The organism is Paraburkholderia polaris (assembly GCF_012927345.1).
In the GTDB taxonomy this organism is placed as follows: Bacteria; Pseudomonadota; Gammaproteobacteria; order Burkholderiales; family Burkholderiaceae; genus Paraburkholderia; species Paraburkholderia polaris.
This window is the reverse complement of the sequence record NZ_JABBGJ010000060.1, coordinates 1-15,115: the sequence shown is the minus strand read 5'-3', so window position 1 is coordinate 15,115 and position 15,115 is coordinate 1. Positions and strand designations below refer to the sequence as shown.

Annotated in this window: 13 protein-coding genes and 1 pseudogene; 5 read left to right on the top strand and 9 right to left on the bottom strand. The window is 61.4% G+C overall.

Annotation, left to right across the window (positions count from 1 at the left end):
• Nucleotides 1–11: 11 nt before the first annotated feature.
• The 3 genes from HHL24_RS38535 to HHL24_RS38525 form a co-directional block, all read right to left on the bottom strand.
• On the bottom strand, nucleotides 12–1,325 hold the full coding sequence (locus HHL24_RS38535; protein WP_169490547.1) for an MFS transporter: 1,314 nt from the start codon (nucleotides 1,323–1,325) through the stop codon (nucleotides 12–14).
• Between the two features lie 76 nt (nucleotides 1,326–1,401).
• Nucleotides 1,402–2,649 carry a CaiB/BaiF CoA transferase family protein gene (locus HHL24_RS38530; protein ID WP_206003202.1) on the bottom strand — a complete coding sequence of 416 codons (1,248 nt, stop codon included), beginning with the start codon at nucleotides 2,647–2,649 and terminating at the stop codon, nucleotides 1,402–1,404.
• Nucleotides 2,646–4,412: an acyl-CoA dehydrogenase family protein gene (locus HHL24_RS38525; RefSeq protein WP_169490546.1), complete on the bottom strand. Its 1,767-nt coding sequence runs from the start codon at nucleotides 4,410–4,412 to the stop codon at nucleotides 2,646–2,648. Before HHL24_RS38525 ends, HHL24_RS38530 begins: the two co-directional genes overlap by 4 nt.
• Before the next feature lie 109 nt (nucleotides 4,413–4,521).
• On the opposite strand from HHL24_RS38525, the gene HHL24_RS38520 reads away from it, so the two are divergent.
• Nucleotides 4,522–5,412: a LysR family transcriptional regulator gene (locus HHL24_RS38520; RefSeq protein WP_169490545.1), complete on the top strand. Its 891-nt coding sequence runs from the start codon at nucleotides 4,522–4,524 to the stop codon at nucleotides 5,410–5,412.
• Between the two features lie 12 nt (nucleotides 5,413–5,424).
• Here HHL24_RS38520 and HHL24_RS38515 read toward each other — a convergent pair whose 3' ends face one another.
• A complete protein-coding gene (locus HHL24_RS38515) occupies nucleotides 5,425–5,742 on the bottom strand; it encodes a single-stranded DNA-binding protein (RefSeq protein ID WP_169490544.1) in 318 nt (105 codons plus the stop codon).
• A 242-nt stretch (nucleotides 5,743–5,984) separates the two neighbouring features.
• Entirely contained in the window at nucleotides 5,985–6,893 is a 909-nt protein-coding gene (locus HHL24_RS38510; protein ID WP_169490543.1) for a LysR family transcriptional regulator, read from the bottom strand.
• A gap of 154 nt (nucleotides 6,894–7,047) precedes the next feature.
• On the opposite strand from HHL24_RS38510, the gene HHL24_RS38505 reads away from it, so the two are divergent.
• The 3 genes from HHL24_RS38505 (at nucleotide 7,048) to HHL24_RS38495 (ending at nucleotide 9,407) form a co-directional block, all read left to right on the top strand.
• Nucleotides 7,048–7,791 (top strand): SDR family oxidoreductase, encoded by a 744-nt coding sequence (locus HHL24_RS38505; RefSeq protein WP_169490542.1) that lies wholly within the window; start codon nucleotides 7,048–7,050, stop codon nucleotides 7,789–7,791.
• A gap of 79 nt (nucleotides 7,792–7,870) precedes the next feature.
• Nucleotides 7,871–8,767 carry an SDR family oxidoreductase gene (locus HHL24_RS38500; protein ID WP_169490541.1) on the top strand — a complete coding sequence of 299 codons (897 nt, stop codon included), beginning with the start codon at nucleotides 7,871–7,873 and terminating at the stop codon, nucleotides 8,765–8,767.
• Between the two features lie 85 nt (nucleotides 8,768–8,852).
• Nucleotides 8,853–9,407 carry a cyclic nucleotide-binding domain-containing protein gene (locus tag HHL24_RS38495; protein WP_169490540.1) on the top strand — a complete coding sequence of 185 codons (555 nt, stop codon included), beginning with the start codon at nucleotides 8,853–8,855 and terminating at the stop codon, nucleotides 9,405–9,407.
• Between the two features lie 51 nt (nucleotides 9,408–9,458).
• Here the strand turns inward: HHL24_RS38495 and HHL24_RS38490 are convergent, their stop codons facing one another.
• The 3 genes from HHL24_RS38490 to HHL24_RS38480 form a co-directional block, all read right to left on the bottom strand.
• Entirely contained in the window at nucleotides 9,459–10,484 is a 1,026-nt protein-coding gene (locus HHL24_RS38490; RefSeq protein WP_169490539.1) for an aldo/keto reductase, read from the bottom strand.
• Between the two features lie 185 nt (nucleotides 10,485–10,669).
• Nucleotides 10,670–12,397, bottom strand: a complete 1,728-nt coding sequence (locus HHL24_RS38485; RefSeq protein ID WP_169490538.1) for a tetratricopeptide repeat protein — start codon at nucleotides 12,395–12,397, stop codon at nucleotides 10,670–10,672.
• Nucleotides 12,398–12,705: 308 nt separating this feature from the next.
• Complete coding sequence (locus tag HHL24_RS38480; RefSeq protein ID WP_169490537.1) at nucleotides 12,706–13,248, bottom strand: DUF4142 domain-containing protein; 543 nt, start codon at nucleotides 13,246–13,248, stop codon at nucleotides 12,706–12,708.
• Nucleotides 13,249–13,650: 402 nt separating this feature from the next.
• Between HHL24_RS38480 and HHL24_RS38475 the strand changes: the two genes are divergently transcribed.
• Nucleotides 13,651–14,634, top strand: coding sequence for a chemotaxis protein (locus tag HHL24_RS38475; RefSeq protein ID WP_169490536.1), 984 nt, complete (start codon nucleotides 13,651–13,653; stop codon nucleotides 14,632–14,634).
• Nucleotides 14,635–14,922: 288 nt separating this feature from the next.
• Here HHL24_RS38475 and HHL24_RS38470 read toward each other — a convergent pair.
• Nucleotides 14,923–15,115 (bottom strand): annotated as a pseudogene (locus HHL24_RS38470) (IS701 family transposase); the annotation flags it as partial.

The window sequence follows — 15,115 nt, the reverse complement described above, 5'->3', positions numbered from 1 at the left end:
AGTACTTAAACCTAGGCCACTTCGACGACACCTCGCGCCGCGCCTCGCTTGCGGCGCTCCAACGTGCTGATACACGCCAGCGAGACGCCAGCCAGGCAACTATAAAACACCGCCAACGGCCACCATGCTCCCGGATATCGATGCGCGAGCAACGTTCCGATCAAAGGCGTCAAGCCGCCGGCCAGTGCGGCGCACACCTGGTAAGACAATGAAATAGCCGAGTACCTGACTCTCACCGCGAACGCGGTCGACATAAACCCGGCCATCACCGCATAAGAACTCGACATGCACATCACCGCCAGCGCGATGCCGACCACAATCGCCACCGGCCGCCCGGTCGAGACCAGCGCGAACATCGGATAAGGCGAAAGCATCGCCAACGCCGCCGCGCCCTTCAAAAACCTTCCGGTACCGATCCGTTGCGCGAACCACCCGGAACCCAGTTGCGTGAACAACTGAATAAACGCCACCACGAACAGGCAATCGAGAATCAGCGAACGATCGAGCCCAAGCGTCTGCGTCGTGTAATTCAGCATGAATGTATTGACGAACCACGCACCGGCGACGCCGATCACATTCGCGCCAAGACACAACAACACCGTGCGCCACGCGTCGCGCACCACCTCGGCGACCGGTAATGACGCCACTCGCCGTTGCGCTTTGAGTGCCTTGAATTCGGGCGATTCGTCGACGCCTGCGCGGATCAGCAAACCCACCACCAGCAACACCGCACTTGCGAGAAACGGCAGACGCCAGCCCCAGCTGAGAAACGCGTCCTTATCCATCGACGCCACCGCGCGAAACGCGAGCAGCGACAGGATCAGCCCCGCCGGACTGCCCAGTTGCGCAAACGAGGCGAAGAAAGTACGCCGTCCCTGCGGCGCATGTTCGCTTGCCATCAGCACCGCGCCACCCCACTCGCCGCCGATCGCGATACCCTGCGCGACGCGCAGCAGCACCAGCAACACCGGCGCCCATACCCCGGCACTCGCATACGTCGGCAGGAAACCAATGCCGACCGTGCCGACGCCCATGATCGCCAGCGTCGCCACAAGCGCCTTCTTGCGGCCGATGCGGTCGCCGAGGTGGCCGAACACAAGGCCGCCGAACGGCCGCGCGAAAAAGCCCACCGCGAAAGTACCGAACGAAGCCAGCGTAGCGAAGAACGGGTCGCTACCCGGAAAGAACAGCTTGCCGAAAATCAGCGCGGACGCTGTGGCGTAGATATAAAAGTCGTACCACTCAATCGTAGTACCGACAAATGCCGCTGCTGCGGCGCGGGTGGGTTGCCGCCCTGCGGCGAGGTCGTCTGGCTCGCGATTCATGTCTTTCGTCTCCAAGGTCATTCTTCTGGATGGCGCGGCTTCTTCGTGCCGTCACCGGAAAACTGCCTGCTTACGCTTAGGCTTTCAGCACGCCCGCTTCGAGCAAACGTTGCTGGGTTGCAGCGTCGATGCCCAGTGCGTCGAGTACGTTGCGTGTGTCACCGCCGAGCGTCGGCGGTGCGCTGCGATAAGTGGCTGGCGTGCGCGACAATTTGATCGGCGACGCTGTGCCGCGATACTCGCCCATCTCGATCACCATGCCGCGATGCAGCGTATGCGGATGACGCGCGACAACGTCGACGGTTTGCACCGGCCCACACGGCACGCCTGCATTGATCAATGCCTGAGCGAGCGGCTCGCAATCGTGTGAGGCAAGCAAAGCTTCGAGCGCGGCCTTGAGCGGCTCGCGATGCGCGCAGCGGCTGCGGTTGTCCACGTAGCGTGGATCGTCCGCGAGTTCCGGCGCGCCGAGATGCGCGCACAGCCGAGCAAACTGCCGGTCATTGCCGACGGCAAGAAAGATCGGCGCAGTCGAGGTGCGATAGCTGTCGTAAGGGGTGATGTTCGGATGCGCGTTGCCGCTGCGCTGAGGCGTGCGGCCCGAGCCGAAATAGTTCGGCAGATGCGGATGCAAGAGCGACACGCCGCAGTCGTACAGCGCAATATCGATCGATTGGCCTCGCCCGCTTTTCGTGCGCTCGGCGAGCGCCAGCAGAATGCCGGCCAGCGCATTCAAACCGGTCACCATGTCGACGACCGGCAAGCCGACGCGCGTGGCCGGACCGTCGCGTTCACCGTTCACGCTCATCAAGCCGGTCATCGCCTGAATCGCCGCGTCGTAGCCGGGCAAGCCGCCGAGCGGGCCGTCGGGACCGAAGCCCGATACCGCGCAATGAATCAGCTTCGGGAAACGCTCGCGCAAATCGCGCTCATAGTCCATGCCCCAGCGTGCGAGAGTGCCGGGCTTGAAGTTTTCGACCAGCACGTCGGCGTCTTCGAGCAGCTTCCACAGAATGTCCCGGCCCTCTTCACACGACAGATCGACCGCGATGCCCTGCTTGTTACGGTTGACGCCGGCGAAGTACCACGCGGTGTCACCGTAAAAGGGCGGCCCCCAGCCGCGCGTTTCGTCGCCGCCGGGCGGTTCCAGTTTGATGACCTGGGCGCCGTGATCGGCCAGCGCTTGCGTGCAGTAAGGGCCGCCGAGCACGCGGCTGAGGTCGATGACCTTGATGCCTTGTAAAGCGCCTTGCGTTGCTTGCGTTGCTTGCGTTGCCTGTGTTGCCTGCGTTGCCTGCGTGCCGTTGTTCACATGTTCGGTCATTGCGCGCTCCCTGCCGACAGCACTCGCAGCGCCTGGTCGAGCGTAACGCCGCGGGCGTTAACCAGCGCATCAATGACGTCGCTGTCATCCGAAGACGTCTGCACGTCGAGCGGATCGTACGGCAGCAACTTGTGCCGCAACACCAGATGACTCAACGCGAGACGCCGGAAATCCGGCGCGAGGCGCACGCCTTCGCAGGCCATGAGTACAGCCGTGCTCGCGTGATACAAAGCCGTACCCGCTTGCCTGACCGATTCATCGCGGTCGGAATCGGCGACGCTCGCAAGCGCATCGCAAGCGCGCGTCAAGGTCGAACGCAGCACCGTGAGACTCTCGGCAGGCAAACCGGACGCGCCGAGCAGATCGTGCAGATACGTGCGCAGCGGTTCGAGCGCGCCGTCGCGTTTGGCCGCGCGCGCGACATCGAGCGCGACGATGTTGCTGGTGCCTTCCCAGATCGACCCGAGATGTGCGTCGCGCACGAGACGCGCGTCGCTCCACTCTTCGATGTAGCCCGTGCCGCCGCGCACTTCCATCGCGTCGCCGGTCACTCGGCGGGCATCGCGGCACGCGCGGAATTTGATCAACGGCGTGAGGATGCGCACGCATTTCGCCGCCTGCCGATCGCCGGCGTCGGCCTTTTCGAGCAGCAAAGCGATCTGCATGAACATCGAGCGAGCTTGCTCCGCGGGCAGCATCATTTTGAGCAATTGCCGCTGCATCAACGGCATATCGATCAGCTTGCGGCCGAACGCTTCGCGATTGCGCGCGATGTGCAGCGCCTCGGTCAGCGCGCGGCGCATCAAGCCCGCCGCACGCACGCCGTTCGACAGACGCGACATGTTGATCATGTCGGCCATCTGGTGAAAGCCGCGCCCCACTTCGCCGATCAGATATGCCACGGCGCCTTCCAGCACGATCTCGCCGCTCGCCATCGAACGGCTGCCGAGCTTGTCCTTCAAACGCACGATCCGATAGCTGTTGCGCGAGCCGTCCGGCAAGGTCTTCGGCAGCAGGAACAGCCCAAGGCCGTTGATGCCGGCCGGCGCATTGTCCACGTGCGCGAGCACCATCGCGAGATCCGCGTCGGCATTCGAGCAGAACCATTTGTCGCCGTACAGACGCCACGCTTCCTCACCGTTCACACCGGTTTCGAGCGCTGCACGCGTCGCGATACGGGCAACATCCGAGCCCGCCGCCTGCTCGGTCATGAACATCGCGCCCTGAAAAAGCGTGTCGAAATCGCGCGAAGCCAGCATCGGCAGAAAGCGCGCGACCAGTTCGGGCGCACCGAATTTGCGCAGCGTACGTGTGAGCGAATCGGTCATGCTGACGGGGCAGCACAGGCCGAATTCCGCCTGCACGAACAGGAACGTCAACGCATATTTAACCAGCGGCGGCGGCGCTTTCTTACCTTCGCGGGTGGCGTGGCTCATCGACGCCAGACCCAATTCGGCGTAGGCCACCCGTTCGAGCGCCACGTAATCGGGATGTTTGTCGATGCTTTGCAGCGCTTCTCCGCGCCGCGTGCGATGCCGCAATTGCGGCGGATTCTTGTCGGCGGACAGCGCCCAGACGTCAAGTTCGTCGGACGCCCGCTGGCCTAGCGAAACGAGTTGGCTTTCGAGTTCCTGATACAGCGCGTCGCCGAGATGCAGTTTGAGCAAGCCGGCCAGGTCGGGGTCGCTATGGAAGAAGTTGATGCCCCGGCTGTCGGGGATGTTGGACGAGCCGTGTGCCGACTGCGCGGTGATTTCGCTCATGCTTGTCTCCTTTGTGGAAGGAGCATAGAAGCGGCTTCGATAATCGTCTAATACAACTTATATCCGGTACGATAGACGTAGCTTATCGATAAAAGAACCGGAGACTGCCGTGGACCTGAAGCAATTACGCTATTTCGTGGCGGTCGCCGAGGAATTGCATTTCGGCCGCGCGGCCAAGCGGCTGTTCATTTCGCAACCGGCGCTCAGTTTCGACATCCGCAAATTCGAGGACCAGTTGGGGGTGCAACTGCTCGCGCGCACCAACAAGACGGTTGCGCTGACGAACGCGGGGCAGGTGCTGCTGGGCGAGGCGCGCCGTTTGCTGCTGCAGGCCGGCGAGGCCGAACGCATCACGGTTCGGTCGGCGCACGGGTTGGCGGGCCGTTTGCGGATCGGCTTCGTGAATTCGATGTTGTACCGCGGTATGCCGCAGGCGGTGAGCCGCTTCGAGGCTGACTACCCGGGTGTCGAAATCGTCCTGAAGGAGATGAACACCAGCGAACAGGTATATGCGATCCAGCGGATGCAGATCGACATGGGCTGCGCGCATTGGGGCAATTTTCCGTCGGATGTGGTTTCGACGCCGATCTTTTCCGAGCCGTTTCTGTGTTGCTTACCGGTCGATCATCCGCTGGCGCGAAAGCGCAAGGTCGATCTGCGGGCGTTGGCGCAGGAGCCGTTTATTCTGTTTCCGCGCACGGTGTCGCCGCATTATCACGACCTGATCATTGCGCAATGTGTTGGGGCCGGGTTCAGTCCTTTGATTCGCCATGAGGCGCGGTTGTGGCAGACCGTGGTGACGATGGTCGGGTTTGGGATGGGCGTGGCGTTGGTGCCGTTCACCTTGCGGCAGGTACAGGATCCACGGGTTTGCTTTTTGCCCTTGCAGGGCGAGACGCTTCTGTCGCAGGTTTTGCTATTGCGAAGGGGCGGCGACTCGGAGCCTGTCGCGGATCGGTTCGTTGAGTATCTTGGCGAGGCCGGGAGTGGGCCCCGGTAAGGCAAACACACCTCAATCGCCGCCCTCGCGGCGCCCCTCGTAAGCCGTCAGAAGCCTGTGGGCGACCATATCCATAGCCGGTTTGATCAAGCCATTCTTGTCGGTCCAAACCTTGGGCGTCAACGTCCCGCTAAGCGCGACGCTATCCGCGTCAGCCAGAGCAAGCAGCGCCGTCTGCACGTCATCATCAAACGCAATTACATTGACGAAAATCGTATCGCCATCATTGGTGGTTGCCCGTACCTTGCAGGTCACAAAGCGCTTGCCATTCTGCCCCGTGCGAATTTGCGCCTCGCCGTACAAGCGCCCGCCCACCAGTCCATCAATCATCGTCCTGCTCCTGTTATTCCGTACCGTGCAAGAAGCAATATCGCTCAGCACGACACGTATGATCCCACGATACGCAGCGCGACTTACACGAAAGCACGAACCGCTCGCGCATTACGCGCCAATTGCCCTATCCACGTCGCACACCAGACGCTTCGCCAATCGCGGTTACCGCAATTGTTCAAGCCACCATTGCAGCACGCGCCATGTGCGATGCGCCGCACGCCTGCCGCGGACTCACGCGTTCACCGCGAACCCGTCTGTGCCCCGGCCGCCTCGAAAATATCGCGCAACCACTGCGCAAACACCCGCACACGCGACGACAACTGGCGATTCTGCGGATAGAGCACCGAAACCGGCATCGGCGGCGGCGGGAAGTCCGCGAGAATGATCTTCAGTTGCCCCGCCGCCAGTTCTCGCGCCACGCGATAGTGCGGCACCTGCACGATGCCGAGCCCGGCCACCGCCGAGCCTGTGTAGAGATCGGCGCCGGTCACCGATACCGCCGACGGCAGATACGTCGCCGTCTCGCGGCCGTCGACGCTGAATTCGAGCGGCACCGGCTTGCCGGTCGCGCTGGACAGGTAATTGACCGCACGATGCGTGGATAAGGCCGCCGGATCGGCCGGCTCGCCATACGCCTCCAGATAAGCCGGACTCGCCACCGTCACTTGCGGCAACTGCGCAACGCGCCGCCCCACCATCGACGAATCCTGCAGATTTCCCGCCCGCAACACGCAATCGATCCCCTCCCGCACCAGATCGACCAGGCGATCATCGTCGCCGATCGTCAATTCAATGTCGGGAAACTGCGAGAGAAACGCTGGCAGCGCCGGCACGACGAAGTGGCGCGCCAAGGTGCCCTGCAGATTTACGCGCAATAGGCCCTTCGGCGCGAGGTTGGAAAACGAGCCCTCCGCCTCCTCCATATCGGCGATCAGCCGCACGCAGCGACGGTAATACGCCTCGCCGTCGTGCGTAAGCCGGACCGTGCGCGTGGTGCGCTCGAGAAGCCGCGCACCGAGCCGCTTCTCCATGCGTTTCATCAGGTTGGTGACCGTGGCACGCGGAATCTGCAGATCGTCCGAAGCGCGCGTGAAGCTTTGCCGCTCGGCGATCCGTATGAACACCCGCATTTCCTCGAAACGATCCATGGTTGATGCCTTTGTGCCGGGCCGGCGATTCGGCGGCTCGCCGGCCAATTGTTAAAGCAAATGGAATGATGATGGCAAGTCTAACCTGATTATCTCAGCGACGAAAGCGACCATGATTCATCTCACCAACCCACCACACAGAAGGAAACGAATCATGAACACGATCAAGAACGCTCAAGTCGCCATCGTTACCGGCGCATCCCGTGGCATCGGCGCAGCGGTTGCGCAACGCCTCGCCAAGGACGGTTTCGCGGTCGCCGTCAACTACGCGTCGAGTTCGACGGAGGCCGATGCGCTCGTCGCCGAACTCACGGCGGCAGGCACCAAGGCCATCGCAGTGAAGGCCGACGTTTCGAAAGCCGACGACGTGCGTCGCATGTTCGAGACCACCGAACAGCAACTCGGCAAAGTGGACGCGCTGATCAACAACGCCGGCGTGCTCAAGACGGTGCCGCTCGCCGACACCAGCGACGCCCTGTACGACCAGACCTTCGATATCAACGTGCGCGGCACCTTCAACACCCTGCGCGAAGCGGCCGCACGGATGAACAACGGCGGACGCATCGTCAACTTCTCGAGCACGACGCTGGCGTTGAACATGCCGGGCTATGCGATCTACAACGGCACCAAGGCCGCCGTCGAAGCCTTCACACACGTGTTCGCCAAGGAATTGCGCGGTCGCAACATCACCGTCAACGCGGTTGCGCCGGGTCCGATCGCGACGTCGCTGTTCCTCGACGGCAAGACCGAAGAACAGATCCAGACCTTCGCCAAGATGCCGCCGCTGCAACGCCTCGGCCAGCCGGATGACATCGCTTCGGTGGTGTCCTTCCTCGCCGGCCCGGATGCAGGCTGGGTCAATGGCCAGATCCTGCGCGCCAACGGCGGCGTCGCTTAACCCAGCTTGAAAACGCGTACAGAGCCTTTCTCACAGCACGTTTAAACGTCGTATTACTTTCACGAATCGGAGAAGAAAAATGCAGAAGAACGTCATCCTGGTTACGGGCGCAGGTACGGGCATCGGCAAGCTCACCGCGCAATCCTTGGCCGAGGCCGGCCATATCGTCTACGCGACGATGCGCGATGTCGAAGGACGCAACAAGCCGCGCGCCGACGAAATGCGGGCGCTCGCCAAAGCGAAGGACATCCAGTTGCATCCGCTCGAACTCGACGTGTTGTCGCAAGAGTCCGCCGATGCCGCCGCCGCGACAATCCAACGCGAGCAAGGACGGCTCGACGTGGTGATGCAGAACGCGGGCCATCTGGTGGTCGGTCCAACTGAAGCGTTCACGCCCGAGGAAATGGTGAAGGTGTTCGACACCAACCTGTTCGGTGCGCAGCGGGTGAATCGTGCGGTGTTGCCGTATCTGCGCCAGCAGGAAGCCGGCCTGATGTTGTGGATCAGCAGCACGACAACCAAGGGCGGCTTTCCTCCCTTCCTCGGCCCCTACGGTGCGGCAAAGGCCGCGATGGATTCCCTGGCGGTCACCCTCGCCTACGAAATCGCGCGCTTCGGTATCGAAACCTCGATCGTGGTGCCGGGCGCGTTCACTCGCGGCACCGCACATTTTCCGAGCGCCGGCAAACCTGCCGATGCGGAACGCGCCGCCGCGTATGCACGCTATGACGGCGTGATGGATCAGATCGGCGAGCGTCTGTCCGAACTCACACCGGACGACGCCGAGCCGCAGGCGGTGGCCGATGAAATCGTGCGGATCATCGCGTTGCCTTCGGGTGAGCGGCCGATGCGCTCGGTGATCGACTTCGTCGGTGACGGCGCGCGTGAAGTGCTCGAAGTCTCGGAGCGCGTGCGCATCGAGTTCGCCAAGCGGATCGGCATGGGCGATCTGCTCGAAGCGAAGATCAAGCGTTGATCAAGCATGACCGTGAGGACCGCCAAGGGTCATTGATGAACCTTGACGTCCCGCCGTTCCTTTCCCGCTTTGAACCCACACGCTCATGAAACCCTCAATCCTGGTCGCCTGCGCCGTGCTGCTGCCGTTTCTGATCGCCGCTTGCGATGCAAAGCCACAGTCGCCGGACGCGTCCGTCACCACGCGGAGTACAGAAATGAAACCCTCTGTGACTTACCTTCATTTGTTAAAGCACACGCCCTTTTTCACGAGCCTGACGACCGAACAACTGCGTTGGGTGATTGGCCATTCGCATGAATGGGAAGCGCAACCCGCCACGGTGGTCACGCAATGCGACAGCAGCGCACGCGGCACCGCGAGCGATCAAGGCATATGGATTCTTCTGGACGGCGGTTGGCAAATCGAATACGGCCAACAGTCGTATCCGGCGGGCCATGCGAGTGCGGGAAAATGGTTTAGCGTGGCTGTGACCGATCGGCCATGCAGCCTTGTCACGACCGAACACAGCTATGTGATGAAGATCGAACGCGCCGACTTTGACGCGATGCTCGAACAAGGTTTCGCATTCGACCCACATCTCGATGCGGGTCGCCGCTATTACAGCGAACTGTTCGCCGCTCCGGCCGAACTCGTCAAATAGCAGTCGAGCCGGAGCGGGTTGTTACTCTGTGCAAACGCCAAAGAAGCGCGCTTAAACCGCCTTCGGATTACGCTCCGTAAATCCTTCCTGATGCCAGTACGGATACGCGGGCCGCACAGCGCTGGCAGCGTCGAGTTTCGCGACCTGTTCGGGCGTCAGATTCCAGCCCACTGCGCCGAGGTTCTGTCGTAACTGCTCTTCGTTGCGCGCGCCGATCAGCACTGTCGATACGGTAGGCCGCTGCAGCAGCCAGTTCAGCGCGATTTGCGGCACGGTCTTGCCGGTTTCGGCTGCGACCTCGTCGATGGCGTCGAGTACGCGGAACAGATACTCGTCCGGCACCGGCGGCCCCATGTCGGAGGTTTTATGCAGACGGCTCGTTTCCGGCAACGGCTGACCGCGCTTGATCTTGCCGGTGAGACGCCCCCAGCCGAGCGGACTCCACACCACCGCACCCACGCCTTGATCGACGCCGAGTGGCATCAATTCCCACTCGTAATCGCGGCCGATCAACGAGTAGTACGTCTGATTCGCGACATAGCGCGGATAGCCGTAACGATCCGCGGTGTCCTGCGATTTCATCAGATGCCAGCCGGAGAAATTCGACACGCCGGTGTAGCGGATCTTGCCGGCACGCACCAGATCGTCGAGCGTCGACATGACTTCGACGACAGGCGTCTTCGCGTCGAAGCCGTGCAACTGAAACAGGTCGATGTAATCGGTTTGCAGACGTTTGAGCGCCGCGTCCACCGCCTGGATCAGATGAAAGCGCGACGAGCCGACATTGTTCGGACCGTCGTCGAAACGGAAGGTCGCCTTGGTCGAGATGATCGCTTTGTCGCGTTTGCCCTTGAGCGCTTCACCGAGCACCGACTCGGAAGCGCCGCTTGAATAGATGTCCGCGCTGTCGAACATCGTGACACCCGCATCGAAACAGATGTCGATCAGGCGACGCGCTTCGGCCACGTCGGTGGCGCCCCACGCTTGAAAAAATTCGCCCTTGCCGCCGAATGTGCCCGTACCGAAACTCAGTACCGGCACCTTGAAACCGGATGCACCCAGATGTCTGTATTCCATTGATGAATCTCCGTGGCCTAGCCGTCGATAAAACGGACATTCAGTCTACGCGCGTCTGGGCAAACGTGCCGAGTGGCTCGCATAGTGCTGAAGGATGTCGCGCCGGTCAAAGAGCGCCGTCATGGCAACGAAGTGAAGCTTGCAGCGCCGACCTATCCAGCTAACGTACAGCCAGGGCTTTATCTTCAGTGCGCCGGAGGTTTTCCCGCGGCGCTCAATGCGGCCAGCGCGTCACGTGCATTTCGAATCACGGTGTCCCAATCACCCAATGCCGGCTGCCGGAACAATCTCGCTTGCGCATACCAGGGTGTATCGGTGCGTCCCAGCATCCAGCGCCAGCACGTGTCGAAGCGGTTCAGAATCCATACCGGCTTGTCCAGCGCACCAGCCAGATGCGCGGTGGATGTATCCACCGATATCACCAGATCAAGGTTTGCCACCAGCGCAGCCGTGTCGGCGAAGTCCTCGAGTTCTTCCGTGTAGTCGACGACGTTGGGGCACGAATCGCTGTGCGGTAATTGCCGCGCAGCCGCTCCCTTTTGCAGGCTGAAGAACTGCACGTTCGGCACATCGAGAATCGGTGCGAGCCGCTCGAATGTCATTGAACGGCGCGCGTCGTTCTTGCGGAGCTCAGCGACATGCGGCCGATTTCCGCCAGCCCAGACGAGCCCGACCTTCAAGCGCCCTTCCGCTTGTGCCGCGATACGCTCGTGCCACTCACGCGTTGCTTGCGGATCGGTGAACAGATAAGGCGTCTTTGACGGAATACTGGCGAGGTCGGTCTTGAACGCGAGCGGCAGACTCAACAGTGGGCAGTGACAATCGAACGGCGGCAGTGCGTGCCCCGCTTCGACCAATTGATCCACACCGTCGAGCGTGGACATTAGCCGCATCAATTCGGGTGGTACTTCGAGCACGACTTTTGCGCCAAGCTTCGACACCATCACGGCATAGCGGCAAAACTGCAGCGTGTCGCCGAGACCCTGCTCAGCGTGTAGCAGAATCGTTCTGCCATCGATTGAAAAATCGCCCAGCCAAAGCGGTTGCGCAAAGGTGCGTCTGCCTGCTTTGATCCGGCTACGCTCCCAGCGCCATTCGTATTCCTTCCATCCCGCTTCCAGCTGTCCCAGTTGCAACAGACACAACGACTGGTTCCAATGCGTCTCGGCAGCGGTGGGGTTCACGGCCAGCGCGCGCTCGTAGCTCTGCAACGCTTGCGCGTGCTCATCGAGATCGATCTGGGTCAGACCGAGGTTGTTCCAGGCATCGGCAAACGCAGGGGCGAGTTCGAGCGCGCGCTGATAGCTTTGCCGCGCTTCGTGCGGCTGGTTCAGATCGCTAAGCGCATTGCCGCGATTGCTCCATGCGTCAGGATAGTTCGGCTGCAATGCGAGCGCGTGATCGCAGCTTGTGAGCGCTTCGGCGGGACGGCCCAGATCGCGCAGCACGCAGGCGCGATTGTTCCAGGCTTGCGCGAAATCCGGCATCGAGGCGATGGCGCGATCAAAGCTGCCGAGCGCTTCCAGCGGCAAGTCAAGGCCGGCTTGCGCGTTGCCGCGATTGTTCAGTGCGTCAGGGAATTTTGGCTGCAATGCGAGCGCACGATTAGCGCTAACGAGCGCTTCCTCGAAACGTTGCAAGGCATTGAGCGCATAGGCGAGATTCGAATGGATCGGCGCCTGTTTCGCATTGATGGCGAGCGCCTTTTTGAGCAGTTCGATGCCCTCTTGCACACGACCCGCCTGCAGCGCGAGCGCGCCCAACAATTGCAGTGCCTCGAAATGGCGTGGCTTGAGTTCGAGAATCTCTCGGTAGAGTTCTTCAGCCCCGGTGAATGCGCCGTTCTGCTGAAGCGCGACGGCCTGCCGAAGCATATGGTCCAACTGTTGCGGGAGATTGGCAGGCTTGCTCATGAGGTGAGCTTTGATTGAATGCGAGTGAAATCGGGAAACGGCTTTCGAGCTGCCTGAGTCGTGCCGGAGGCCGCGCAGGCCAAGCCTGAAAGAAAGAAGCCGATTATCGCCGAAAAGAACGGTTTCGGTCTGCTGTGTGCAAGCGGCCTTGAATGTCCGCGAGCGAAGGGATTGCTGCTGGTTTTGGCGGCGCGCTTAGAAAGCGCCTCTTTCAAAGGCGTTTATATCCCGCCTGGAGGTGCGCGTCACACCGCAACGTGACGCGCACTTGATGCTCAGACTGCGCCAGCCTGTACCTGGTGTGCGGCTTACTGGGCTGTCAGATGCTTACGCTTGGCAAGATCCTGAGCCATCGCGTAATGTTCCTGGATAGTCGGCAGTGCCTTCTTCGCTGCGTCCTTCAATTGTTCGTCGCGGCCCGAGGCGATTTCCGCCTGGAAGGCCGACAGTGCTTTCTGGTCGCCGGCAAGCGCGACCTGCACGATATAGGCCTTATCGAAGTCGGCGCCACGCAGGTTATTGATGCTCGCGAGCACCGCTGCGTCCGGATCGTTCTTCGGCACGTCGACGCCACGCGGGCTTGCGGCGCGCAGCGCGTCCGAGATTTTCGCGTTGTCGTTCGACACGCGCTCGGCGAATGCCTTCACGTCCCGGTCGGTGGAGCGCGAAGTGGCGATGCGTGCGGCGTCGCGCTGCGTGGCGACAGCTTGGGTGGCGTCGGTGATGAAAGCCTGGTCGGCGGCATGAATACGAGCAGCGGCCGGCGCGGTCTGGGCGCTGGCTGCGGTAGCGACGACCATAAGGCTCGCCATGCAGGCACTGGTGATGGTGGCGAGAGGCAAGCGGTTCATACGTTCTCCTTGGAGTGGAAGCGAAACGATTGCGATGCGCGTGCGCCTTGGCCACTGCATGCGATTGCACTGATACGTTGCAAGTTGCTTGCGACTGGCTAACGGCGCCGCGCTCTTATCGCTGTGCATTCTAGGAGGCGCATTACCTGGCATGTGAAACCATGCTGTCGCTTCTGTAACGTTAGGTAACCTTCATACGAATTACCTTCTTTTGCTGTAAGGCTGCGTCCTCTTCCTGCCTCGAATAGCGGCTGGGTGTTAACCAGAAAGCCTCAGTAAACCGCCTGAATTCACTGAACTTTCCGGCTGTTGCGCCGATAACAAAAAGGTAGGGCACGCGCCAGGGCCGAACGAACGGTATGCATGGCGCACCACTCGCACCGCAATCCCTGGAGAGTTTCGATGGCAGTAGACCACCGCGCGAACGACGAACGCAGCAACCTGACGAGCTCCAACAAATTCGAGTTGTTGCTATATCGGCTGGGATCCGTTCCTGGCAGCGACGCGCACGAGCTTTACGGCATCAACGTCTTCAAGGTGCGTGAAATCTCGACGATGCCGCCGGTGACGCCGATTGCCGGTTCTTCGCCGTACGTCATGGGGGCTGTAGACATTCGCGGGCAGATCATTCCCGTGATCGATTTGCCGCGCCTGATGGGTTGCGAGCCGACGCGTGGCTTGAACATATTGCTGGTGACGGAATTCGCGCGCTCGACGCAGGCTTTTGCGGTCGAGGAAGTCGATGACATCGTGCGGCTCGAATGGAATCAGGTCCTATCCGCCGAAGGCGCGGCCGGGGGCAATCTGGTGACGAGCATCGCGCGTATCGACGGCAACACGGGCGACTCGCGGCTCGCCCAGGTGATCGACGTGGAGCAGGTGTTGCGCGACGTGTTTCCGTCACAGCATCCGAGCGTCGACCCGACCTCCGTGGGTGAAGCGCTTGGCATCCGCCGCGGCGCGAAGATTCTCGCCGCTGACGATTCCGGTTTTGCGCGCAAGCTGATTGAGCAGGCGTTGAGCGCGATTGGCGCGGACTACGTGATGACCAAGACCGGCGAGGAGGCGTGGAATACATTGCAGCAGGCCGCGCGTGAAGCGCAGTCGACCGGCACGCGGGTGAGGGACCGTATTGCGCTGGTGTTGACCGATCTCGAGATGCCGGAGATGGATGGGTTCATGTTGACCCGGCAGATCAAGGCTGACGAGCGGACCCGGGATATTCCGGTGATCATTCATTCGTCTTTGACCGGCGCCGCTAATGAGGCGCATGTGAAGAATGCTGGGGCGAATGGATATGTGGCGAAGTTTGCAGCCGCTGAGCTGGCTGAGGCTATTCGCAATGCATTGGGGGGGGTGCCTGCGGCGGAGGGGGTTGTTGTTTGAGGTGGGGGTTTTTGCCTGTTCGGCGGTTGTTCGTTTGTTTGCCCTGCGGCGGTGGGCTTGCCTTGATCTGGTTGCCTGCGCGGCGCTTGTTCGTCTGTGTGCCTGTGGCGGTGGCCTTTCCTTGATTTGGTTGCCAGCGCGGCGCTTTGTCTGTTTGCCTGGGGCGTTGGCCTTTCCTTGAATTGTTAGTCTTACTGTGTCACATAGTTTTCGTGCCATCGCTGCGATGAATGGTGCAGACGTTGCGTGAGTCGTAGTCCGAGCAGGATACGCAACGTCGTGATGGAGTCAGGAACGTGGCGTTGTGCGCGCTGGACTGCCGCGTGCGATGTAATCCGCGGGAAGCGCAGGCAGCGCGCGTTCGATGAAGTTTTTTTTATCGCCGCTGCCTGATCCCATCCTGAGTCGCTGGGCCATCAGAAACCCATATGCGGCAATACTCAGCGTGGCGTGGTGGTGAAAGCCCCGCCAGCCGCGACCT